Origin of the sequence: Phaeacidiphilus oryzae TH49 (assembly GCF_000744815.1) — a bacterium.
Classification (GTDB): Bacteria; Actinomycetota; Actinomycetes; order Streptomycetales; family Streptomycetaceae; genus Phaeacidiphilus; species Phaeacidiphilus oryzae.
The window spans coordinates 3,635,353-3,658,767 of record NZ_JQMQ01000005.1 but is presented as its reverse complement, the minus strand read 5'-3'; the positions used below and the strand labels follow the sequence as shown (position 1 = coordinate 3,658,767).

General features: G+C 72.8%; 21 protein-coding genes. 9 read left to right on the top strand and 12 right to left on the bottom strand.

All coding sequences use genetic code 11. From position 1 onward, the window contains the following. Positions 1-69: 69 nt before the first annotated feature. Positions 70-999, top strand: a complete 930-nt coding sequence (gene pheA / locus BS73_RS19965) for a prephenate dehydratase (RefSeq protein WP_037574435.1) — start codon at positions 70-72, stop codon at positions 997-999. Between the two features lie 591 nt (positions 1,000-1,590). On the opposite strand, the gene BS73_RS19960 is transcribed toward pheA, so the two are convergent. Next, positions 1,591-2,439, bottom strand: a complete 849-nt coding sequence (locus BS73_RS19960; protein WP_084704210.1) for a polysaccharide deacetylase family protein — start codon at positions 2,437-2,439, stop codon at positions 1,591-1,593. Positions 2,440-2,522: 83 nt separating this feature from the next. Between BS73_RS19960 and serS the strand changes: the two genes are divergently transcribed. The 4 genes from serS (at position 2,523) to BS73_RS19940 (ending at position 8,347) form a co-directional block, all read left to right on the top strand. Then, entirely contained in the window at positions 2,523-3,800 is a 1,278-nt protein-coding gene (gene serS, locus BS73_RS19955) for a serine--tRNA ligase (RefSeq protein ID WP_084704789.1), read from the top strand. Continuing rightward, a complete protein-coding gene (locus tag BS73_RS19950) occupies positions 3,797-4,612 on the top strand; it encodes an HAD family hydrolase (RefSeq protein WP_037574430.1) in 816 nt (271 codons plus the stop codon). The genes serS and BS73_RS19950 overlap by 4 nt, the downstream gene beginning before the upstream one ends. A 360-nt stretch (positions 4,613-4,972) precedes the next feature. Beyond that, positions 4,973-5,722, top strand: coding sequence for an SDR family oxidoreductase (locus BS73_RS19945; protein WP_063837027.1), 750 nt, complete (start codon positions 4,973-4,975; stop codon positions 5,720-5,722). 111 nt (positions 5,723-5,833) lie between these two features. Then, positions 5,834-8,347, top strand: a complete 2,514-nt coding sequence (locus BS73_RS19940; protein WP_037574425.1) for an ATP-dependent Clp protease ATP-binding subunit — start codon at positions 5,834-5,836, stop codon at positions 8,345-8,347. Between the two features lie 199 nt (positions 8,348-8,546). Here the strand turns inward: BS73_RS19940 and BS73_RS19935 are convergent, their stop codons facing one another. Then, positions 8,547-9,362: a siderophore-interacting protein gene (locus BS73_RS19935; protein WP_051940136.1), complete on the bottom strand. Its 816-nt coding sequence runs from the start codon at positions 9,360-9,362 to the stop codon at positions 8,547-8,549. An 8-nt stretch (positions 9,363-9,370) separates the two neighbouring features. Next, a complete protein-coding gene (locus tag BS73_RS19930; protein ID WP_152617662.1) occupies positions 9,371-10,411 on the bottom strand; it encodes an ABC transporter substrate-binding protein in 1,041 nt (346 codons plus the stop codon). Positions 10,412-10,467: 56 nt separating this feature from the next. Here BS73_RS19930 and BS73_RS19925 point away from each other — a divergent pair, with 56 nt between their 5' ends. The 3 genes from BS73_RS19925 (at position 10,468) to BS73_RS19915 (ending at position 14,017) form a co-directional block, all read left to right on the top strand. Continuing rightward, positions 10,468-11,508 (top strand): FecCD family ABC transporter permease, encoded by a 1,041-nt coding sequence (locus BS73_RS19925; RefSeq protein WP_037574420.1) that lies wholly within the window; start codon positions 10,468-10,470, stop codon positions 11,506-11,508. Beyond that, positions 11,508-12,551: a FecCD family ABC transporter permease gene (locus BS73_RS19920; RefSeq protein WP_037574417.1), complete on the top strand. Its 1,044-nt coding sequence runs from the start codon at positions 11,508-11,510 to the stop codon at positions 12,549-12,551. The genes BS73_RS19925 and BS73_RS19920 overlap by 1 nt, the downstream gene beginning before the upstream one ends. A gap of 149 nt (positions 12,552-12,700) precedes the next feature. Beyond that, positions 12,701-14,017: a CynX/NimT family MFS transporter gene (locus BS73_RS19915; protein WP_051940135.1), complete on the top strand. Its 1,317-nt coding sequence runs from the start codon at positions 12,701-12,703 to the stop codon at positions 14,015-14,017. A 235-nt stretch (positions 14,018-14,252) separates the two neighbouring features. Here BS73_RS19915 and BS73_RS19910 read toward each other — a convergent pair whose 3' ends face one another. The 9 genes from BS73_RS19910 to BS73_RS19870 form a co-directional block, all read right to left on the bottom strand. Continuing rightward, entirely contained in the window at positions 14,253-14,969 is a 717-nt protein-coding gene (locus tag BS73_RS19910; RefSeq protein ID WP_037574414.1) for an ABC transporter permease, read from the bottom strand. A gap of 24 nt (positions 14,970-14,993) precedes the next feature. Beyond that, a complete protein-coding gene (locus BS73_RS19905; protein WP_037574411.1) occupies positions 14,994-15,911 on the bottom strand; it encodes an ABC transporter ATP-binding protein in 918 nt (305 codons plus the stop codon). A gap of 27 nt (positions 15,912-15,938) precedes the next feature. After that, positions 15,939-16,856: an ABC transporter permease gene (locus BS73_RS19900; RefSeq protein ID WP_051940134.1), complete on the bottom strand. Its 918-nt coding sequence runs from the start codon at positions 16,854-16,856 to the stop codon at positions 15,939-15,941. Beyond that, entirely contained in the window at positions 16,849-17,892 is a 1,044-nt protein-coding gene (locus tag BS73_RS19895) for an ABC transporter ATP-binding protein (protein WP_051940133.1), read from the bottom strand. Before BS73_RS19895 ends, BS73_RS19900 begins: the two co-directional genes overlap by 8 nt. 147 nt (positions 17,893-18,039) lie before the next feature. Further along, positions 18,040-19,029 (bottom strand): hypothetical protein, encoded by a 990-nt coding sequence (locus tag BS73_RS19890; RefSeq protein ID WP_051940132.1) that lies wholly within the window; start codon positions 19,027-19,029, stop codon positions 18,040-18,042. A gap of 4 nt (positions 19,030-19,033) precedes the next feature. Further along, positions 19,034-19,855 (bottom strand): hypothetical protein, encoded by an 822-nt coding sequence (locus BS73_RS19885; protein ID WP_037574410.1) that lies wholly within the window; start codon positions 19,853-19,855, stop codon positions 19,034-19,036. Beyond that, complete coding sequence (locus BS73_RS34845) at positions 19,852-20,550, bottom strand: hypothetical protein (RefSeq protein ID WP_051940131.1); 699 nt, start codon at positions 20,548-20,550, stop codon at positions 19,852-19,854. Before BS73_RS34845 ends, BS73_RS19885 begins: the two co-directional genes overlap by 4 nt. Before the next feature lie 134 nt (positions 20,551-20,684). Next, the gene (locus BS73_RS19875; RefSeq protein WP_037574407.1) at positions 20,685-21,515 is read right to left on the bottom strand and encodes an MBL fold metallo-hydrolase; all 831 of its coding nucleotides are present in this window, start codon (positions 21,513-21,515) and stop codon (positions 20,685-20,687) included. 13 nt (positions 21,516-21,528) lie between these two features. Continuing rightward, positions 21,529-22,416: an LLM class flavin-dependent oxidoreductase gene (locus BS73_RS19870; RefSeq protein WP_037574404.1), complete on the bottom strand. Its 888-nt coding sequence runs from the start codon at positions 22,414-22,416 to the stop codon at positions 21,529-21,531. A gap of 107 nt (positions 22,417-22,523) precedes the next feature. Between BS73_RS19870 and BS73_RS19865 the strand changes: the two genes are divergently transcribed. After that, complete coding sequence (locus BS73_RS19865) at positions 22,524-23,384, top strand: HAD family hydrolase (RefSeq protein ID WP_037574403.1); 861 nt, start codon at positions 22,524-22,526, stop codon at positions 23,382-23,384. Positions 23,385-23,415 lie beyond the last annotated feature (31 nt).

Here is a 23,415-nt window from a genome sequence, read left to right as displayed (position 1 = left end):
TGCTGACGTCCGCCGCCGCCCGACCGGGACCAGACCCGGACCACCACGCCGCCCGGAGGAAACCCGTCGATGTCCGCCAACCGCTACACCTATCTCGGCCCGGAGGGGACCTTCACCGAGGCCGCCCTCCGCACCCTGCCGGAGGCCGCCACCCGGGAGCTGGTGCCGATGGACTCGGTGCCGGCCGCGCTGGACGCGGTGCGGAGGGGCGAGGCGGCCGGCGCGTTGGTCGCGATCGAGAACTCGGTCGAGGGCGCGATCACCACCACGGTGGACCAACTCGCCACCGGGACACCGCTGATGATCTACCGGGAGGTGGTCCTGCCGATCTCCTTCGCGCTGATGGCGCGGCCGGGCACCGGGCTCTCCGAGGTCAAGACGGTGACCGGGCATCCGGTCGCCCAGGCCCAGGTCCGGAACTGGCTGGAGGAGAACCTTCCGGAGGCCGAGTGGACCCCGGCGGCGTCCAACGCGGACGGCGCCCGGCTGGTCCAGGAGGGCCGCTTCGACGCCGCCTTCGCCGGGGAGTTCGCGGCGCCGACCTACGGCCTCGACGTGCTGGCCGGGGACATCAGGGACGCGCAGAACGCCAGCACCCGCTTCGTCCTGGTCGGCCGGCCGGGCCGACCGGCCGCGCCGACCGGGGCGGACAAGACCTCGGCGGTGTTCTGGCTGGCCGACGACCACCCCGGCGCGCTGCTCGAACTCCTCCAGGAGTTCGCGGTCCGCGGGGTCAACCTGATGCGGATCGAGTCCCGGCCGACCGGTGAGGGGATGGGCAACTACTGCTTCATGGCGGACGCCGAGGGGCATCTGACCGACCGCAGGGTCGCCGAGGCGCTGATGGGCCTGCGCCGGATCTGCCCCAAGGTCCGCTTCCTCGGCTCCTATCCGCGAGCGGACGAGGTCCCGCCGCGGGTCCGGCCGGGGACCACGGAGGCCGACTTCGCGGACGCCGCGGACTGGCTGAACCGCTGCCTGGACGGGCGGGCGGAGTAGCCGCAAAAGCCCCAGACCACTTCTGATCGTTATCAATCGATTCTGATCAGTGGAAACCGGCACAGAGCCTTGTCAATCTGTCGATTCTTCGGAGACGGGAAGGCGACCGCAGGGCCCTGACGGGCGGGTTTTCCCCAGGCTCAAGATCGATTGCGGGGAGCGGACGGAGTTATCCACAAGCTGGGGATGAGTCGACAAAGAGGTTTGGTGGCCAGAAGGGCCAAAGGTCCGGTTTATCCGGATCAGGTCATTCCGTTTACCAAAGGTCACCCGTAAGATGACGAATTGTCACGCGAAGGGTCGGGCCATGCAGGTTTGAACCGCCTGCGGACTCGCTCCGGGTCGGGAGGCCGCGTCCGCGGTTCATCCACAGCCGCCTGGTCAGGCCTGTGGATAACTCGCCCCTGAAGCCTCCGAAGGCCGAGATTTCCACAGGCGCATCGAGTTATCCCCAGGCCGTGTACACCGCAGAACGGGCAATCAGCTTAGCTCTCGTACGCGGCGATTTCGATCATCAACCCGGCGATTCACGATCATTGAGGGCCAACATCGGCCAGAAGTGAACAACCGGCCGGATTGGTTGGAATCACCTCAGGCCGCAGGGAAGTCGAGCCGGAAGCCCTGCTGCTGAAGCCAGGGCAGCAGCTGCCGCAGCGCGGCCACCGTCTCCTCCCGGTTCCCCCCGCCGTCGTGCATCAGCACGATCCCGCCCGGCCGCAGCTCCGCCCGGACATGGGCGAGGATCGCGGCCACCCCGGGCCGGGACCAGTCCCTGGTGTCCACCGTCCAGGCCAGCGGCCGCATTCCGTGCCCGGCCGCGATCCGGCGGATCGTCGGGGTGAAGTCGCCGCCAGGGGCCCGGAACCAGCCCACCCGGGTGCCGGGGCCGCCGGCCGTCTGGATCATCCGCTGCGCCCCGGTGATCTCGTAGGTCATCCGCGGCGCCGGCAGCCGGTGCATCGCCTCGTCGTGGTGGACGGTGTGGTCGCAGAGCCGGTCGCCGGCCGCCAGTATCCGGCGCACCAGCGCCGGATTGGCGCTCGCCTGCGGGCCTATCTCGCAGAAGACGGCGTGGGCGTGGTAGCGCGCCAGCACGTCCAGGACCCGCGGCGTCCACACCGGATCCGGGCCGTCGTCGAAGGTCAGGGCCACCGTCCGGCCCCCGGAGGCGGTCCTCCAGTCCAGCGCTGCGGCGGCCCCGGAGCGGCCGACCGCCGGCACCCCGTCGTTCGCCTGCGAGGTCGGGCGCGGCGAGGCGCTCCGCCCCGGCGCGGAGGCGCCCAGCGCGCCCGTACCCGAACCGCTCGCCGTGCCGCCGCTCACCGCTCCGCCCAGCCCCCCGGCGCAGCCGACCGCGCCTCCGAGCAGCCCCGTCGCGACCGCGGCGGCCGCCACCGCGGCCAGCTTCCTGCGGATCCGCAGGCGTATGGAGATCCCCATGCCCGTACTCCCCCCGAACCGTGTGCGCCCTCCACGGGTGCGGGGTCGAAAAGCGGTGGCGTCCGCCCGGTACCCTCATGGGTGTGATTGACCTTCGCCAGCTCCGTGAGGACCCCGACCGTGTGCGCGCCTCCCAGCGCGCCCGTGGAGAGGACGTCGAACTCGTCGACGCTCTGCTCTCTGCCGACGAGCGCCGCCGGTCCGCCGGTTCCCGGTTCGACGAACTCCGCAACGAGCAGAAGCAGTTGGGGAAGCAGATCGGCAAGGCGAAGGGTGAGGAGAAGAGCGCCCTGCTGGAGCGCGCGGGCACTCTCTCGGCGGAGGTGAAGGCTGCGGACGCCGCGCAGCGTGAGGCCGCGGAGGAGCAGCAGCGGCTGCTGCTCGGCCTCTCCAACCTCCTGGACCCGGCCGCCCCGGTCGGTGGCGAGGAGGACTTCGTCACCATCGAGGAGATCGGCCAGCCGCGCGACTTCGCCGCCGAGGGCTTCGAGCCCCGCGACCACGTCGACCTCGGCCGGATGCTCGGCGCGATCGACACCGAGCGCGCCGCCAAGGTCTCCGGCTCGCGGTTCTACTACCTCACCGGCCCGGGCGCCCTCCTCGAACTCGCGCTGGTCAACATGGCCATCGCGCAGGCCACCGAGGCCGGCTTCACCGCGATGATCACCCCGGCGCTGGTCAAGCCCCCGGCGATGGAGGGCACCGGCTTCCTCGGCCAGGCCGCGGAGAACGTCTTCCGTCTGGCGGAGGACGACTTCTACCTGGTCGGCACGTCCGAGGTGGCCATCGCCGGCTACCACATGGGCGAGATCATCGACGAGGACAAGCTACCGCTGCGGTACGCGGGCTTCTCGCCGTGCTTCCGCCGCGAGGCCGGGACCTACGGCAAGGACACCCGCGGCATCATCCGGGTCCACCAGTTCGACAAGGTCGAGATGTTCTCCTACACCACGCCCGAGGAGGCGGAGGCGGAGCACCTGCGGCTGCTGGACTGGGAGAAGGAGTTCCTGAACAAGCTGGAGATCCCGTACCGGGTGATCGACGTCGCCTCCGGCGACCTGGGCGCCTCGGCGGCCCGCAAGTTCGACATCGAGGGCTGGATCCCCACCCAGGGCAAGTACCGCGAGCTCACCTCGACCTCCAACTGCACCGAGTTCCAGGCCCGCCGCCTGGACATCCGGATGCGGACGGACCAGGGGAACCGCCCGCTGGCCACTCTCAACGGCACGCTGTGCGCCGTGCCGCGGACCATCGTGGCGATCCTGGAGAACCACCAACGCGAGGACGGCTCGGTGGTCGTCCCGGAGGCGCTGCGGCCGTATCTGGGGGGACGAGAGATCCTGGAGCCGATCAACAAGTGACCCCCGCCGCGCCTTCCGCTCGTCCGTACGACCTGGTCGCCACCGATCTCGACGGCACGCTGCTGCGCTCGGACGACACCGTCTCCGAGCGCACCCGGGCCGCGCTGGACCGGGCGGCGGCGGCCGGGGCCGCGCACATCGTGGTCACCGGGCGCGCGGCGCCGTGGACCCGGCCGATCCTGGACGCCATCGGGTACACCGGGATAGCGGTCTGCGGCCAGGGCGCGCAGGTCTACGACGCCGGGGCGCACAAGCTGATCACCTCGGTCACCCTGGACCGGCAGCTGGCCGCGATCGCGCTGGCCAAGATCGAGGCGGAGATCGGCGCCGTGGCCGTGGCCGCCAGCCGGGACGGGGTGGACGGCGAGGTCGTCTTCGGGCCCGGCTACCGCGTGCAGGAGGGCCTGCCGGCGGTGCATGTGGCCGACCAGACGGCGCTCTTCGAGGCGCCGCTGAACAAGATGTACATCCAGCACCCTGAGCTGACCGACGACCAGCTGGCGGAGGTCGCCCGGCAGGTCGCGGGGAGCCTGGTCGGGGTGACGATGGCCGGCGAGGGGATCGTCGAGCTGCTGCCGCTCGGACTCTCCAAGGCGACCGGCCTCTCGCTGGCCGCGCGGCGGCTGGGGGTCACCAGGGAGCGGACCATCGCCTTCGGCGACATGCCGAACGATGTGCCGATGTTCGGGTGGGCGGGGTACGGGGTGGCGATGTCCAACGCGCATCCCGAGCTGAAGGCCGTCGCCGACGAGATCACCCTCTCCCACGACGAGGACGGCGTCGCCGCGGTCCTGGAACGCGTCTTCCCCTGACGGGGAGCTTCTTCCCCCGCCAAGGAGCCCGCAGGGCTCCTCAGGGGCGCGGGGAACTGCGCGGTCCGCGCGCAACGGCGCCGCACCCGGCAACGGCCACCGGTTTGCAACCCGAGCCCCGACGCCGACTGCGGCAGAGCGCCGCGCGGGCCGCGCAGTTCCCCGCGCCCCCGGGGCGCGCCTGCGGCGCCGCACCCGCCGCGGCCACCGGGCTGCAACCCGAGCCCCGATCCCGACTGCGGCAGAGCGCCACGCCGGCCGCGCAGTTCCCCGCGCCCCTTGATTTGCTGCGCGAATCGCGGGGCCAGGGGCAGCAGCCCCGGTTTCGGGAAGGGGCGCGGCTGGGGCAGACTCCCCCGCATGATCAAGGGTGTAGCTGTGGTGACCGGAGCGGGCTCCGGGATCGGGCGGGCGGCGGCGCTCGCGCTCGCGGAGGACGGGTGGCGGGTCGCCCTCGCCGGGCGGCGGGCGGAGCCGCTGGAGGAGACCGCCCGGCTGGTCGGGGACGAGGAGCGGGCGCTCGCCGTACCGACGGACGTGACGGACCCGGACTCCGTCGCCGCGCTCTTCGACACCGTCGCGGACCGCTGGTCGCGGGTGGACCTGCTGTTCAACAACGCCGGCGTCGGCGCCTTCGCCCTCCCGGTGGACGAGCTCCCGTACGAGCAGTGGCGGCGGGCCGTGGACACCAACCTCAACGGCTCCTTCCTCTGCGCCCAGGCCGCCTTCCGGCAGATGAAGCGGCAGGACCCGCCCGGCGGCCGGATCATCAACAACGGCTCGATCTCCGCCCATGTCCCGCGCCCCCACTCGGCCCCCTACACCGCGACCAAACACGCGGTCACCGGGCTGACCAAGGCCCTCGCCCTGGACGGCCGCGCGCACGGCATCGCCGTCGGCCAGATCGACGTGGGGAACGCGGCCACCGAGATGACCGAGCGGATGGCGGCCGGCGTCCTCCAGGCGGACGGCCGGACCGCCGCCGAGCCGGTGATGGACGTCGCGGACGTGGCCCGCACGGTGGTGCACATGGCCTCGCTGCCGCTGGCGGCGAACATCCCCTTCGTGACGGTGATGGCCACCGCGATGCCGTACCTCGGGCGCGGCTGACGCGGGGCTGACGCGGGGCCGGCCCACCACCGGGCGCTCCTTTTGCGATCTGCCGGACCTGGTGGTCGAGTGGTCCGGGGGGTTCCTGGGGGGCGTCCTACGGAGGTACTGATGAGCATTCCGTCCTTCGGCTCGCTCGGCGGCGGTCCGGACCCCTTCTCCGACCTTCTGAACCGGTTCTTCGGCCTGAACGCGGCCTCCTCGCCGCCGGCCGTCCAACGGGTGCCGATCGGCCGGCTGCTCTCCGAGAACGCCCGCGAGCTGATCGGCCTCGCCACCACCCGCGCGGAACAGGACGGAAGCGACGACCTGGACACCGAGCACCTGCTCTGGGCGGCCACCCAGGTCGACCCGGCCCGCAGCCTGATGTCCCGGGCCGGGGCCGACCCGGACCGGATCCGGGCGCAGGTGGAGGAGGCGCTGCCGACGGAGAGCGCGAACCCCTCGGCGGAACCGGGCCTGACCCCGGCGGCCAAGCGGGTGCTGATCTCGGCCCATGCGATCTCGCAGGCGTCCGGGGTCTCCTACATCGGCCCCGAGCACATCCTCGCGGCCCTCCTCCAGTCCTCGGACTCCGGCGCCGCCAAGGCGATGACCGCGGCCGGGGCGGACCTGAACCTCCTCGGCCGGGACACCGAGGCGGCCGTCCGCTCCGACTCCCCGGGCGCCGCCGGCGGCGGCGAGCAGAGCGACACACCGACCCTGGACGAGTACGGGCGGGACCTCACCGCCGAGGCCAAGGCCGGGAAGCTGGACCCGGTGGTGGGCCGGGGCGAGGAGATCGAGCAGACCGTGGAGATCCTCTCCCGGCGGTCCAAGAACAACCCGGTGCTGATCGGCGAGCCGGGCGTGGGCAAGACGGCGATCGTGGAGGGGCTGGCCCAGCGGATCGTCGGGGGCGACGTGCCGGGCACCCTGAAGGACCGCCGGGTGGTGATGCTCGACCTCTCCGGGATGGTGGCCGGGACGAAGTACCGGGGCGAGTTCGAGGAGCGGATGAAGAAGGTGATCGACGAGGTCAGGAAGGCCTCGGAGAACACGATCATCTTCATCGACGAGCTGCACACCGTGGTCGGCGCGGGCGCCGGCGGCGAGGGCGCGATGGACGCCGGCAACATGCTGAAGCCGGCGCTGGCCCGGGGCGAGCTGCATGTGGTCGGGGCGACCACCATCGACGAGTACCGCAAGCACATCGAGAAGGACCCGGCGCTTGAGCGCCGCTTCCAGCCGGTGCTGATCGCCGAGCCCTCGGTGGAGGAGACCATCGAGATCCTGGAGGGCCTGCGCGACTCCTACGAGGCCCACCACCAGGTGCGGTACACCGACAGGGCGCTGGAGGCCGCCGCGGTCCTCTCCGACCGCTACGTCTCGGACCGCTTCCTGCCGGACAAGGCGATCGACCTGGTCGACCAGACCGGCGCCCGGGTGCGGCTGCGGAACATGGGCCGCTCCACCGGAGCGCAGAAGATCGAGGACGCGCTGGCCAAGCTGCGGCGGGAGAAGGAGCAGGCGGTAGCCGCCGAGGAGTACCAGAGGGCGGAGGAGCTGAAGGCCCGGATCGCCGAGAAGGAGACCGAGCTGGCGGGGGTGGAGGAGCGCCGCGAGGGGGTCATGGAGGTCACCGAGGCGGACATCGCCGAGGTGCTCTCCCGTCAGACCGGCATTCCCGTACGGCAGTTGACGGAGAGCGAGAAGGACCGGCTGCTCAAGCTGGAGGAGGCGCTGCACGACCGGGTGGTCGGGCAGGACGAGGCGGTGGTCGCCATCTCGGAGGCGGTGCGGAGGCACCGGGCGGGGATGGGCGACCCGGAGCGGCCGACCGGCTCCTTCCTCTTCCTCGGCCCGACGGGCGTGGGCAAGACCGAGCTGGCCAAGGCGCTGGCGGAGCTGCTGTTCGGCGACGAGAACAAGATGATCCGCTTCGACATGAGCGAGTTCCAGGAGAAGCACACGGTCTCCCGGCTGGTCGGCTCGCCGCCTGGATACGTGGGTTACGAGGAGGCCGGGCAGCTCACCGAGAAGGTGCGGCGGAACCCGTACAGCGTGGTGCTCTTCGACGAGGTGGAGAAGGCGCATCCGGACGTCTTCAACACGCTGCTGCAGGTGCTGGACGACGGGCGGCTGACGGACGCGCAGGGGCGGACGGTGGACTTCCGGAACACCGTGCTGATCATGACGAGCAATATCGGCTCGCAGCGGATCCTGGCCAACGCGGGCGATGTGGACTCGATCCGGGACCAGCTGATGGACGATCTCCACGCGCAGTTCCGGCCGGAGTTCCTCAACCGGATCGACGAGGTGATCATCTTCCATGCGCTGCAGAAGGCGGATCTGGGGCGGATCGTCGATCTGCTGCTGGCCGGCAGCGAGCGGAAGCTGAAGGCGCAGGGGGTCGGCCTCGAGGTCACCGAGGCGGCGAAGGACCTGCTGGTCAGCAAGGGGTACCAGCCGGAGTTCGGGGCGCGGCCGCTGCGCCGGACGATCCAGTCCGAGCTGGACAACCGGGTGGCCTCACTGCTGCTGAGCGGGCGGGTGCAGCCGGGTGACGTCGTCGTGGCCGACGCGCAGGACGGCGAGATCGCCTGCTCGGTCTCCCGCCCGGAGGCTACGCCGGCGGCGGCGTAGGCGCCGAACGGCTGTTGAGGGCCGGACCGTTGGCGGGTGCGGGTCCGGGGGCGGCTGGGCGCGCAGTTCCCCGCGCCCCTGAGCCGGCCCTTCGGGCCTGACTCCCGGGGCGCACCGCGATTTGCGCAGCGAATCAAGGGGCGCGGGGAACTGCGCGACCAGCCAGGCACGGAGCCGCAGACGCCGACGGCGAACAAGCTCACCACTCGGACGCGCCCGCCAGCGCAGCGGCCAGGCGGGTCTCCTCGGTGGCGCCCCGGCGCCAGTAGCCGGTGAAGGTGACCGCGGAGCGGGGAAAGCCCTGCGCGAGCAGCTCGCGGCGCAGACCGCGGACGGTCGCCGCCTCGCCGGCGAGCCAGGCGTAACCGCTCGCCGCGGGCGGGAGTTCGGTGGCGGTGATCGCTCGGACGAGGTCCGCGTCGCCGGTCAGCCAGGTGACGGAGGCGTCTGCGGCGGTGCGGAGCTCGCGGATGTCGCGGGGGTCGGGGACGGTGATCCAGACCCGGGCCGGCTGCCCGGCCGGCAAGGACTCCAGGATCCCGGCCGCGGCCGGCAGCGCGGTGGCGTCCGCGGCCAGCAGCACCCAGTCGGTCCCGGCCGGGGGCCGGAAGTCGACGCCGGGGTTGTCCGGTTCGTCCGGGCCCAGCAGCACCAGCGGGTCGCCCGGCAGCGCCCGGGCCGCCCAGCCGGCCGCCAGGCCGCCGCCGTGGAGGACGAAGTCCACGTCCAGTTCCGGCAGGAAGCCCCGGCGGTGGCGGTAGGCGGCGACGGTGTAGGTGCGGAGCACCGCCCGTTCCGCGGGGTCCATCGCGCGCCATGCGGAGAACCAGTCCTCGCCGCGGGCGGGGAGCAGCGGAGCGGGTTGGTGGGGGTGCGGCAGCAGCAGCTTGATCCGCTGGTCCCGGCCGCCGGACCGCAGGCCCGCCAGCTCCGTTCCGCGGACGGTGACCCGGAGGGCGCTCGCGCCGACCGGCTCGGTCCTGGCGACCTCGGCGGCGAAGAAGCGGAAACCCATGGCGCGGCTCAGCTCACCTTCCTGGCGTTCCGGAGGGTGGCGGCCAGCCGCTCCACCGCCGGGGCGCAGGCCGCGTAGGACATGATCGGCTCGCTCAGCCAGGGGCTGACCTGGCCGGCCTTGACGGCCGGCAGTGCGGCCCAGGCCGGCTTGGACGTCAGTTGGGCGGGCTGCAGTGCGGAGGTCCGGCTGTCCAGCAGGATCAGGTCGGCCGGGTACCTTCCGGCGTTCTCCCAGCTGAGGTTCTCGAAGAATCCGCCGACCACCTTCGTCGGCCGGACCACGTCCACACCGAGCGAGGCGAACCAGCTCAGGTCGGGGTAGACCGCGGGGTCGGAGACGTAGAGGAGGTCCGCCGAGGCGGAGGCGGCGAGCACCCTGACCCCGCGCCTGCGGGCGCTCTCCGCGGCCGCCCGGAGTTCCGCGGCCGCCTGTCGGAAGCGGGACTTCGCGGCCGCCGCGGACTTGCCGGCCGGGTCGGCGCCGAGGGTGCCGGCCAGCTTCTCGTACCGGGTCAGGACGCTGGTCAGCGGCTTCTTCACGACGCTGATGCCCACTGCGGGAGCCAGCTTGAGGATCTTGGTCCGGCTGTCGTCCGGGACGTACCAGAGCGCGCCCGGCTCGAACATGTTGGTGATCAGCAGCTGGGGGTCGAGCGCCGCGTACTTCTCCAGGTCGAACTCGCCGTAGGCGTTGCCGACGACGGTGGTGGCGTTCACGTCCAGGCTGCCGGCCTGCACGTCCGGCCTGCCGTCGGCGCGCTTGGTCGGGCCGAAGACGCCGACCAGCCGGTCCTCCGGCACCCCCAGGTCGTGGAGGGCGGCGGCGGTGCCGGTGTAGGCGACTATCCGCTGCGGCCGGGAGGCGAGGCGGACGGTGCTGCCGCGGTCGTCGGTGAAGCTCCAGGAGCCCGAACTCCCGTCGCCTGAGGCGGAGTCGGCCCTGCCGCCGGATCCGGTGCCGCAGGCGGCGAGCAGTGCGGTGAGCCCCGCGGCTCCTCCGGCGGCGAGGAGACTGCGGCGGGTCGGCCTCAACATCATCGTGGACATGGTGGTTTCTGACGCTCCATTACAAAGGCGATGTTTGGTTAGGCTAACCTAAGCTCATGTCCGCCGTCACCACCGCCCGCCCCACCGGCGCACCGCCGCCACCGGCCGCCGTCCGCCGGCGACCGGCCGCCCTCCTGCTGCTGCTCGCGGCCCTGCTGCTGCTCGGCGTCCTGCTGGCCAGCCTGGCGCTCGGCGCCCATCCGCTCTCCCCCTCCGAGGTCTGGCGGGGGCTCACCGAGGAGGGCTCGCCCGGCTGGACGGTCGTCCATCAGATGCGGCTGCCGCGCACCCTCCTCGGACTGCTGGCCGGCAGTGCGCTGGGACTGGCCGGCTGGGTGATGCAGGCGCTGACCCGCAACCCGCTGGCCGACCCCGGGGTGCTCGGGATCAACGCCGGGGCCTCCGCCGCCGTGGTCACCGCGAGCGCCCTGCTCGGCGCCGGGTCGTACCTGGGCACGGTGTGGTTCGCGCTGGCCGGGGCGGCCGTCGTCTCGGTGCTGGTCTACGCGGTGGGCGGGCACCGCACGGCGACGCCGGCCCGACTGGCGCTGGCCGGGACGGCGGTCAACGCGGCGCTCTACTCCTACGTCAACGCGGTGGAACTGCTGGACACCGGGGCGCTGGACCGGATGCGGTTCTGGACAGTGGGCTCGCTGGCGAGCGCGAGTCCGCAGTCGGTGCTCGGGCTGCTGCCCTTCACGGCGGTCGGCGGGGGGATCGCGCTGGCGCTGGCGCGTCCGCTCAACTCCCTCTCGCTGGGCGAGGATTCGGCCCGGGCGCTGGGCGTGCGGCCGGCCCGCGTGCGGGTGGCCGCGATCGCCGCGGTGACGCTGCTGTGCGGGGCGGCCACGGCGGCCTGCGGGCCGATCGTCTTCGTCGGACTGCTGGTGCCGCATCTGGTCCGCCGGTTCACCGGTCCCGACCTCCGCCGGCTGCTGCCGCTCTGCGCCCTGCTGGCACCGGCGCTGCTGCTCGGCGCCGATGTGCTGGGGCGGCTGGTGGCGGCGCCGTCCGAGCTCCAGGCCGGGATCGTCACGGCCGCCGTCGGCGGGCCCTGCTTTCTGTGGATCGTCAATCGGCGCAAGGGAGTTCGGTGATGAGGGGGGCATGGACGCTGCGGCGGCGCGGGTGGTCGCTCGCGGTGCGGCCGCGGGCGGCGGCGGCCGGGTCGGCGATCGCGCTGGCCGGTCTCGCGGCCGCGGTGGTGTCGATCGGCACCGGGGAGTTCCCGATGGGGCCGGGACAGGTGCTGCGCACCCTGGCCGGCGCGGGTACGCCGGCCGAGGCCTTCGTGGTCGACCAGCTGCGACTGCCGCGGGTGCTGACCGCCCTCCTGGCGGGCGCGGCGCTGGCGCTCTCCGGGGCGGTCTTCCAGTCGCTGGTGCGCAACCCGCTGGGCAGCCCGGACGTCCTCGGCTTCAGCCAGGGCGCGGCCACCGGGGCGCTGGCCGCGATCACGATCGGCGGCGGGGCCGCGGGCGCGGGGGCGGTGGCCGGGGGCGCGGCGGCCGGCGGCATCGCCACCGGGACGGCCGTCTGGCTGCTCACCCGCAGGACCGGCAGCCAGGGAACGCGGCTGGTACTCACCGGGATCGGCGTCTCCGCGGTGGCCACCGGGATCACCGGCTACCTGCTGACCAGGGCCCAACTCCTGGACGCGGCACGGGCGGTGCGCTGGATCACCGGCTCGCTGGACGGGCGGGGCTGGTCCGACGTCCTGTCCGTCGGGCTGCCCTTGGTGCTGCTCGGCGGACCCGTGCTGGCCTGCGCCGGACGGACCCTGCGCGGGCTGGAACTCGGCGACGACGCGGCGTACGGGCTCGGGGTGCGGGTGGAGCGGGCGCGGGGCGCGCTCCTCGCGGCCGCCGTGCTGCTGGCCGCGGCGGCGACCGCGGCCTGCGGGCCGGTGGCCTTCGTCGCGCTGACCGCGCCCCAGCTGGCGCGGCGGCTGACCCGGGCGCCGGGGCCGAACCTGGCCGCCTCGGCGCTGACCGGGGCGGCGCTGCTGACCGTCGCCGACCTGCTGGCCCAGCGGATCGCGCCGGGACGGGAGCTGCCGGTGGGAGCGCTGACCGGGGTGCTGGGCGGCGGATACCTGGTGGGGCTGCTCTGGGCCGAGCGGCGGAGGGGGCGGATCTGATCGGTAGCATGTGCGGTGTGGACCTGCTGTTGATCGCTCCTGGGAGCTAGCGAACCGGACGAGGCCGCGGCCGCGCGCAGCGCGCGAGCCCGCCGGCCCGCGCTTCGCCGTTCCCGCACACGATCGACAACTCGAGGATTCGCACCACCATGAAGACGCAGCGCGTCGCGACGCTGGTCGGCATCGTCCTGGTCGCCGTCAACATGCGGGCCGCCATGTCGGCCGTCTCCCCGCTGCTCGGGGATGTCTCGGGCAGCTACCGGCTCGGCTCCACCGCCGCCGGACTGCTCACCACCCTGCCCGTGCTGTTCCTGGGCCTGGTCGCCCCCCTCGTGCCGCGGGCCGCGCGGCGGTTCGGCACCGAGCGGGTCGTCCTCGGCGGACTGCTGCTGCTCGCGGTCGGCATCGCCGTACGGGTGCTGCCCGGCAGCGCGGCGCTGTACGCGGGCTCGATGGTGATCGGGGCCGGTATCGCGGTCCTCAACGTCACCATGCCGGGCCTGGTCAAGCGGGACTTCCCGGACCGGGCGGCGGCGATGACCGGGCTGTACTCGACGGTGATGATCGCCGGTTCCACGCTGGCCGCGGCGCTGTCGGTGCCGATGGAGCGGCTGTTCGGGGGGCACTGGCAGGGCTCGCTGGCCTCCTGGTCGCTGCCGGCGCTGGTGGCGGCGGGGGTGTGGCTGCCGCAGGTCTCGCGGGGGCGGCGGGGTCCGGGGGCTCCAGGGCCGGGGACCGTGGGAGCGGTTGCGGGGGCGGCCGCGGCGGGGGCGGCCGCGACGGGCGCCGGGCATCGGGTGCCGGGGCTGTGGCGGTCGCGGCTGGCCTGGCAGCTGGCGGTCTACATGGGGATCTGCTCGCTGCTGGCGTACACCCTGATCGCCTGGTACCCGACCGTCCTGGTCTCGCACGGGATGGACCGGGGGACGGCGGGGCTGGTCTTCGCCTTCTGCAATCTGGTGCAGATCGTCGGGTCGTTCACGGTGCCGCTGCTGGCCGGGCGGATGCGCAGCCAGCGGCCGCTGGTGGCGGCGATGATCGGCTGCTACGCGGTGGGCGTGGCCGGGCTGATGGCCGCGCCGGCCGACTGGTCCTGGGGCTTCGCGGTGCCGCTGGGGCTGGCCATGGGCGGGGCGTTCGGTCTGGCGCTGGCGATGATCGTGCTGCGGGCGCAGAACGCGGTGGTGGCCGCCGAGGTGTCGGGGATGTCGCAGCTGGTGGGGTATCTGATCGCGGCGGTGGGCCCGGTGGGGGTCGGCGCCCTCCACCAGGCCACCGGGGGGTGGGCGATTCCGGCGGCGGTGCTGCTGGCGGCCTGCGGGGTGGGGCTGGTCGCGGGGCTGGGGGGTGCGCGGGATCTCGTCCTGCGGACGGACGGCCGCACCGTCGCGCGGGAGACGGAGTCCCGTACCGTGCCGGTGCGCCCGGCCTCTCCCCTCCAGGAGGCCGGACGCACCGCGTCTTGAGTTTTCTCTGCCCCAGCCCCGCCCCTGCCCGTTTCCCGGGGCTGCCCGCCCCGGGCCCCGCGATCTGCGCCAGCAGATCAAGGGGCGCGGGGAACTGCGCGGCCGGCCGTCGACTGGCCGCAGTCGGCAGCGGAGTTCGGGTTGCAACCCGGTAGTCGTTGCCGGGTGCGGCGCCGTAGACGGCTGGGCGCGCAGTTCCCCGCGCCCCTGAAGTTGCTGCGCAACTTCGCAGGGGCTACTCCTCGCCCGCGAGGGTCAGACCCGCCAGGCGGACGGAGGCCAGCGCCGTCGCGCCGACGGCGACGACGATCAGCAGCGGGATGGCCACCGGGAGGTGGACGTTAGCGGTCAGCGAGCCGGAGTCGGCCACCTGCCGGGCCACCGTCTGGCCCCACTGCTGGATGCTCAACGTCCGCGCCCCCGGCACGAAGTTGCCGACCACGCTCTCCCACAGCAGCGCGTACAGCAGCCCGACGACCACCGCGTGCCGGGTGATCACCCCGAAGAGGAGGAAGAGCGCGCTGTACGCGACCCCGGCGACCAGCGCGCCGATCCCGTACCCCAGCGCGATGTGTTCGAGGTTGCCGTAGAGGATCTCGCCGGCCAGGAAGGTCGGGACGGCGGCGAAGACCGCCGAGCAGCCGATCGCCACCGCCAGCTTGGTCAGGATGATCTTGTATCGCGGCTGCGGCTTGGCCAGCAGGTAGATGATCGAGCCGTCGTCGATCTCCGGCCCGATCGCGCCCGTCCCGGCGATCAGCCCGAGCAGCGGCACCATCGTGCCCAGCGCCAGCTTGCTCAGCAGGTTGACGGTCGCATCGTGGTCGACGCCGACGCCCAGCCGCACGACGACCGCCAGGACGATCAGCAGCAGCGGCACGGCGAGCAGGAGCAGCCCCCGGCGCCGCCCGAGCAGTCCGCGCAGCGTGAGCGCGGCTACGGTGTAGTTCACTTCTGAGGACCCTTCGGATGAAGATCAGGAGGCTACGAGGTAGGAGAAGACGCTCTCCAGGGACTCGTCGGCCGGGGAGACGGTGAGCAGCCGTACGTCCGCCTCCTTGGCGACCCGCGGCAGCAGCTCGGTGAAGCGGAAGAAGTCGATCGCCTGGATGCGCAGGGCGCTCTCCTTGCGGTCGAACTCGATCGCGGCCGTGGAGCCGTCCGCGATCAGCGCGGCGGCCAGCCGCCGGTCGTCGCTGGAGCGGACCAGGTAGCGGTGCGGCCGGTCGGTCATCAGCCGGCGGATCTTGCGGAAGTCGCCGGAGGCGGCGTGCCGCCCCGCCACGATCACCTCGATGTGCCGGGCCAGCTGTTCGACCTCCTCCAGGATGTGCGAGGAGAAGAGGACCGTCCGGCCGTCCGCGGCGAACTGCCGCAGCAGCCCCATGAGATGCATCCGCTGCCGCGGGTCCATCCCGTTGAAGGGCTCGTCGAGGAGCAGCACGGCCGGGTCGTGGACCAGCGCCGAGGCCATCTTCACCCGCTGCTTCATGCCCTTGGAGTAGGTGGAGACCTTCCGCTCCATCGCGTACTCCATCTCGACCGTGGCGAGCGCCCGGCGGGCGGCCTCCTCCGGGTCGGGGAGCTTGTGGAGCTCGGCGTTGGCCAGCACGAACTGCCAGCCGGTCAGGAAGTCGTACATCGCCTCGCGCTCGGGGACCAGCCCGATCTGCGCGTACGCGCGCTGGTTGCGCCAGACCGCGGCGCCGTCCAGGGTGACGGTGCCGGCCGAGGGCGGCAGGAAGCCGGACATCATGTGGATCAGCGTGGACTTGCCGGCGCCGTTCGGGCCGAGCAGTCCGGTCACCCCCGGACCGATCGTCATCGTGACGTCGTTGACCGCGACCACGTTGCCGAACCAGCGGGAGGCCTTGTCGATGGTGATGGTTGCCATGGTGTGTTCTCGTCTCCCGACGAAGCTTCAGAGGCGGCGGTAGCGCCGGACCAGCAGCGCGTAGCAGGCGACGACGATCAGTACCAGCTCGGCGGCGAACACGATCCCGCCGACCGCGCCCGGCACGCCCGCCATCCCCTGCACCCGGAGGTGGAAGAGCCAGGTGGTGAGCGAGTCCACCAGCTGCGCGGGGGCGATCACGCCGGCCCAGTGCGCGGAGGAGGTGGAGCTCGGGTCGAAGCCGCCGCGGAAGTTGAGCACCCCGTAGACGATCCCGGAGATCGCCGAGGAGATCAGCAGCACCGCGATGATCCCGGCCACCCCGAAGCCGCGCCGGGGCGTGGCCGAGGCGATCAGCAGCGCGATCGCCGAGTAGAGGAGGGAGTAGCAGACCGCCGCGAACAGGCCGTAGGCGAAGTGCTCGGTGTTGTAGACGAAGCCCAGCTTGGAGAAGACCGCGCCCAGGTAGAAGACCAGCATCGGCAGCGCGGTGAGGATGAAGACCGCGCTGGCCAGGGCGGCGAACTTGGCCCGGACGTAGTCGCGGGAGGTCAGCGGCCGGGAGAAGTACAGCGGCATGGTCTGGAACCGCAGGTCCCTGGAGACCGCGACCGGCGCCTGCGAGGCGACGAAGACCGCGGTCACGAACTCCATGATGACCAGGTAGTGCGGGTACTCGATGGGCAGCCGGTTCAGCTTCACGTACACCGCGACGGCGACCGCGATCAGCGCGGGGACGCACATCACGCCGAGGAGGGTCATCGGCAGGATCTTGGACTTGACCGACCGCCCGAGGCCGAAGGAGCCGCGCAGCGTCTGCACGTAGAGCGAGCGCATCGCGTAGCCGCGGCCCAGCCGGCGGCCCTCGTAGTGGCGGTAGCCGATGTCGTGGATGACGTCCGGGGCGGCCGCTGAGGCCGGGACGGGGATGCCGAGATCAGACATGGGCGGCGCCCTCCTCCTGCTGCGGCCGGCTCTGTTCGGCGGCGGGCCGGTCGGTGAACACCTCGGCGATGCGGTGCCTGCGCTGCTCCATCCGCACCAAGCCGAGGCCGAGGTCGGCGACGGTGTCGCGGACCCGGTCGTAGACGTCCTCGCCCAGCTCGGGGGTCATCTCGACCAGCAGCACCCGGGCGCCGCCGTCGGCGGTGACCGTGAGCCCGGCCTCGCGCAGCCGGTCCCGGACCGCGTTCTCGGCGTACGCGGGGTCGGCGTGCTCGTCGGCGGGGTCGGTGACCTCGACCGCGAGGAGCCGGGTGGTCTGGGTGAAGTCGGCCGTGGAGGAGGAGCGGAGGAGCTTGCCGCCGTCGATCACCACCACGTGGTCGCAGGTGCGCTCGAGCTCGCCGAGGAGGTGCGAGGTGACCAGCACGGAGATGCCGAAGTCCCGGTGGATGCGGCGGACCAGGTCCAGCATGTCGTCCCGGCCGACCGGGTCCAGGCCGTTGGTCGGCTCGTCGAGCAGCACCAGCTTGGGGTCGTGGACCAGGGCCTGGGCCAGCTTCACCCGCTGCTTCATGCCGGTCGAGTAACCGCCGATCGGGCGGTAGCGCTCCTCGTACAGGCCGACGTGGCGCAGGGTGTCGGCGGTGCGCTCACGGGCGGCGGAGGCCGGGAGACCGGACATCCGCGCCATGTGCACCACGAACTCGGTGGCCGAGACGTCGGGCGGCAGGCAGTCGTGCTCGGGCATATAGCCGACGCGCTCGCGGATGGCCTCCCCTTGGGAGGCCACGTCGAGGCCCAGGACCCGGGCGCCGCCCGCGCTGGCCGGGGTGAGCCCGAGGAGGATCTTGATCATCGTGGACTTGCCGGCGCCGTTGGCCCCGACCAGGCCGACGACGCCCCGCCCGATGCTCAGGGTCAGGCTGTCCAGCGCGGTGACTCTGGGGAACCTCTTGGTGAGCCCGTCCGTTGTGATGACGGGCTCGTCCCCGGCTGTCCCGGCCGAGGCGTCGCTGAGGACTTGGGTATCAGACACCCTGCGAACGTAGTCCCCCGGTCCCCGCCCCCGCATCGCTCTGACGCATCACCTTCCCCCTGCCCTCCGGAGGTACGACGTCCGGGGGGATCCCCTAGGGGTCGTACGCCGGGGGTAGGTGATCCGCCGTCAGCCCGGCCGGCCGGGTCACTGCAGCAGCTCGTTCTCCAGGGTCAGGGTCTGCTCCATCGGGATCCTGGGGATCGAGTGGGGGTTGCTCATCGTCACCACGACCTCGATGTCGCCGTTCTCGAGCTTGCCCACGAGGGAGGCGGGCTTTCCGTCCCCGGCGGGGCGGGAGTACGTGGTCACGCCCGGGACTGTGAACTGCGGGTCGGGGGCGTCCAGCTGCAGGTCCGTGATCCCGGGCGGGGAGAAGGACACCCCTTCCAGGTCCGCGTCGGCCTGGCTGCCCGAGTCCTCGGAACGGAAGCCCAGCAGGTAGACCTCGGTGCGGGTGCCGTCGGGGGTGGTCCAGCGCCGGGCCGCGATATGCCGGACGCCGTCCTCCGCCAGCATGGTGGCCAGCTTCTGCCGATTGGAGCCGGTGGTGAAGCGCTGGACGAAGGAGGCCACCGGATACCAGCCGCCACCGGAACCGGCCTCCCCGGCCTCGGTAGGCGCCGGAATCACCAACTGCCGCAGGTCGGCCGCGTGTTCGTAGCGGTTGCCGCTGTTCGGGGCCGGCGCGCCGGCGGGCAGGGTGGGCAGGGTGAGCGCGGGGAAGGCCCACCGTCCGTCGGCGGCGGTGTGCAGCCCGGGCAGCCGGGTGCGCGGGGGCGCGGTGAGCGCCAGGGCCGTCCCGGTGCCGAGGCCCAGGCAGAGGACGGCGGCGACCGGCCACCGCCAGACCCGCCAGCCTCCGAGCCGGCGCCGAGGGCGCGCGTCGGGGGCCGCGGCGGCCCCGGCCTCGCCGACGGGCTCGCCGTCCGAGGCGGGCTCGCCGTTCGAGGCCGGCTCGCCGTTCGAGGCCGGCTCGCCGTTCGAGGCCGGCTCGCCGGCGACCGAGGCCGTCCCTTCGCCGACCGCGGCACCGTCGTCGGAGGGGAGCGTGCCGGGCACCGTGGCCACGGCCGTGTCGCCTTCGGCCTCGCCGCCGGGCTTCCGGTCCGGGGCTTCCGGAATGGATTCGGTCACGCGCTCACGACTCCTGGTCCGGGACCGCCAGGCGGTCCAGCTGCTGCTTGAGGAGGCTGATCGCCTGGGTGGTCGCCAGCGGCGCGGGCCCCACCTCCTCCATCTGGACGAGCACTCCGCCGACCGCGGCCGTGCAGTCCAGGGTGCCCACGCTGTCGAACTTCTTGTCGCCGGTCTTCGCCGTTCTCGTGCAGACCGCCTTCGGGTAGCCGGGCACCTTGGGCCCCGGCTTCCCTCCCGTCAGGTCCTTCTCGAGCAGGCCCATCAGTTTCGTCCCGACCGCCGCGGCGCCGCGGCTCTCCTGGGTGAGCTCGATCGAGATCATCACCCCGGATCCGGTGTAGCTGCGGACGGCGACGGCGGTGACATGCCGGGAGTCCATCAGCTCCGCCATCTCCCGGCGCTCGCTCACGCTGAGGCCGGGGAACAGGCTCAGTTCATGCTGCTCGTACTGCGTTCCCGAGATCTGGGTGTCCGAGCCCAGTCCGGGGATGTCGGGACCGGTCGTATAGCCCTCCGGCATGGGGGCCAGCAGACGGGTGAGGGGGCCGAACCGGCTGCCGTCCCAGCGGATTCCCGAGGAGGGGGTGGAGCCCGCGCCCGGCGTCCGCACGGCCGGGGCCGCCGCGTCCTGGTGCTGCCGTTCCGGCAGTGCCACCCAGGCGACGGCCGCGGCGACCAGCGCCGCGATGACGAGGAGGGTGGTGGGCAGGACCCATCGGACGCGTGCCCGCGGAGATGCCGCGGAGTCGGCGGGAGTGTCGGCGGTGTCGACCGGGGCGGACTCCTCCGCCGCCGGAGGGGTGCTCGGGGAGATGTCGCTCACAGCCGCTCCACCTGCTGTTCCAGTACGGATGCCACGGCGTGGGCAGAGATCCGGTGCTCGCCGAAGGCGAAGACCAGCACCAGGATGTCGCCGTGCCGGCCCATCGCCTCGGCGTTGTAGGCACCGTCCTTCATGTGCCTGCCGGCATAGGCCGCTTCGTCGGCGGAACCCGGCGGGACCGCCTCCTCCACATCGCCTCCGAGGTCATCCGGCGCGTAGTCCTTCTGCTCGTTGAGGTCCTCCTTCACGGACCCCTCGTGATCGTGCTGGAACTGCACGAGCCGGACCTCGTAGCTGGTGCCGCCCTGCTTCCAGGAACGCTCCGCGATCCGGCGGATGCCGTCGTCCAGCTGGGTCTGGAAGGCATCCGCAGGCTTGTCGAAGTTCTGGGCGTACTCGCTCAGGGTCTTCCAACCGTTCATCCCCGGCTCGTAGCTGACCTCGTGGGCGCCGGCGGGGAGGTGGATCAGCAGCGCGGTGAGATCGCCGTCCGTGCGCACCATGTCGTCCTGCGCGGCCGGCAGCCGCCCGTCCGAAGTGCTGCGTACGGCGGGGTACTTGGGCTGTGTGGCGGCGAGCGGCGGCAGCGGGGTCGGGGCGCGGTGCTGCTGGACGGCGTACCCGGTGCCCGCACCGCCGAGGACGCCGATCAGGACGGCGGCGCTGAGCAGGACACCGGAACGGATTCTCGGCAAGGCGTCACTTCCTGGAGACAGGTGGGTGATTGAGTGCGCCTCGTACAGTCGTTCCACAGGGCGCGGAACGATTATGGGGTTCGGTTTCCCCTTACACGTATCTTGTTTACCAATCCGTCACTCACGGCGGATGCTCAGTCCTCCGGCCCGTCGTCCAGAGCGAAGCGCAGGTAGCGGTCGGCGGAGGCGGTGATCGCGGTGGTGCCGTCGGCGGCGACCACGCGGTTCCACCAGGCGCCGTAGACCTTCTCGAAGGAGTACGGCTCGATCAGGCGGAGGGCGCGGCGGATGGTGCGCGGGCGCTCGGGGATGAGGTTGGGGTAGCTGTACATGAAGCTCACCCAGCGGCGGTCGGAGACCACGGTGAAGATGTCGCCGCTGAAGAGCGCGCCCCGGCCGCCCTCGGCGCCCGCCCAGTGCAGCACCTGCCCGCCGGCGAAGTGGACGCCCGCGTTGACCAGCGTCAACTCGCCGCCCAGCAGCGGCTGGACGTCGCCGTCCCAGAAGCGGACGCGGTCGCTGGGGCGGGCGATCCACTCCTTGTCCGCGGAGTGGATCCACACCGGGGCGTCGAAGGCCTCGGCCCACTCCACCATCGAGCCGTAGAAGTGGGGGTGGCTGACCGCGATCGCGTCCACCCCGCCCAACTCGCGTACCCGCTCGACGAGTCCGTCGTCGATCAGGGTGATGGCGTCCCACAGCACGTTGCCGGCCGGGGTGCGGACCAGCAGCGCCCGCTGGCCGATCGCGGTCGGCGGGTCGGCGCCGACGCCGACGACGTTCTCGCCCTCCTCCTCGACCCGGCCCCGGTGGCCGGCCGCGCGCAGTTCCGCCAGGTCGGTCCACTGCTGCCCGGACCAGCCCACGTACTGGCGCTCGTCCAGGCAGATCGGGCAGTCCTCGCGCGGGGCGCCGTACTGCACCCCGCAGGTGCGGCAGATCGGATACCTCGGGTGCTCCGTCATCCCACCAGGTTAGTCAGCGCAGCTGGGCCGGCCCGTCGGTGGCGATCTTCTCGAAGACCGAGAGGTCGGCCTCGAAGACCGAGTCCGGCACCGGCCAGTGCAGCACGATCTCGGTGATGCCCAGCTCGGCGTAGCGGCCGGCGTAGTCGACGAAGGCGTCCACCGACGCCAGCGGCTTCTCCTGGGTGGAGCCGGAGAGGAGGACCTTCGCCAGCTCCGCCGGGTCGCGGTCGCGCTCGGCGCAGGCCTGCTCCAGCCGGCCGAGCTGGGCGGCGATGACGTCGGGGCAGAGCGCGGGCGGCATCGAGCCGGCGCCCTTCGGGTCGCCGTAGCTGATCCAGCCCTGGCCGTGCTCGGCGGCCAGCCGCAGTCCGCGCGGGCCGGTGGCGGCGACGTACAGCGGCAGCCGGGGGCGCTGCACGCAGCCGGGGATGTTCCGGGCCTCCTCGGCCGAGTAGTAGGTGCCCCGGCGGGTGGTCACGTCCTGCGACAGCAGCTCGTCCAGGAGCGGGAGGAACTCGCCGAAGCGGTCCGCGCGCTGCCGGGGCGTCCAGGCCTCCTGGCCGAGGGCGGTGGCGTCGAAGCCGGAGCCGCCGGCGCCGATGCCGGCGGTGATCCGGCCCTCCGAGACGTCGTCCAGGGTGACCAGCTCCTTGGCGAGGGTCACCGGGTGCCGGAAGTTCGGCGAGGTCACCATGGTGCCGAGGCGGATCCGGGAGGTCGCCGTCGCAGCGGCGGTCAGCGTCGGCACCGCGCCGAACCAGGTGCGGTCGCGGAAGGACCGCCAGGAGAGGTGGTCGTAGGTGTAGGCGGTGTGGAAGCCGAGATCCTCGGCCCGCTGCCACAACTGTCGTGCCTCGGGCCACCGGTACACGGGGAGGATCACTGTGCTCAGACGCATGGCGACGACCCTAAGCCGTCCGGCCCCCTCCCGCAGAACCGGGCGGCTCGCCCGTCGGCGCCGCCCTGACAGGGGGGAGGGGTGGTGCGGTAGGCGAGGATGGACGGGTGAGCGAACCCACCCAGCCCCCGCAGCGGCCCAGGATCATCGCCACCGACCTGGACGGCACCCTGCTGCGCAGCGACGGCACGGTCTCCCCGCGGACCCGCGCCGCGCTGGGCCGCGCCGAGGACGCCGGCCTCTGCATCGTCTTCGTCACCGGCCGGCCGCCGCGCTGGATGGAGTCGCTCACCGAGGTGATCGGCCGGCACGGGGTGGCCATCTGCTCCAACGGCGGGGCCGTCTACGACGTGCGGCGCAGGCGGCTGCAGCGCTCGTACCCGCTCTCGGCGGCGGACTCGCTGGCGGTGGTGCGCGCGCTGCGGGCCGGACTGCCCGGGGTGACCTTCGCCTTCGAGTACCCGGGCGGGTTCTCGCACGAGCCGGACTACCCCGCGATCCTCTGGGACGCGGGCGCCGCCGAGCAGGTCGCCCCGGCCGAGCGGCTGCTCGGCTCCGGCGGCTCCGGCTCCGGCTGCGGGGGAGAGGCCGGGGTCTTCAAGATCCTCGCGAAGCATCCGACGCTGACCCCGGACGAGTTCCTCGCCGCCGGACGCGGGCTGGTCGGCGACCTGGCGGAGGTCACCCGCTCCAGCCCGATCGCGCTGCTGGAGATCAGCGCGGCCGGGGTGAGCAAGGCCAGCACGCTGGCCGCCTGGTGCGCGGAGCGCGGGGTGTCGGCGGAGGAGGTGGCGGCCTTCGGGGACATGCCGAACGACCTGCCGATGCTGGCCTGGGCGGGCGCGGCGTACGCGGTCGCCAACGCGCATCCGGAGGTGCTGGCCGCCACCCGGCGCCGGGCCGAGTCCAACGACCAGGACGGGGTGGCCAAGGTACTGGAGCGGCTGCTGCTGCCGTCGGCGCCGTAGCGCTCGCCGTAGCGCTCGCCGTGCCGCCGTA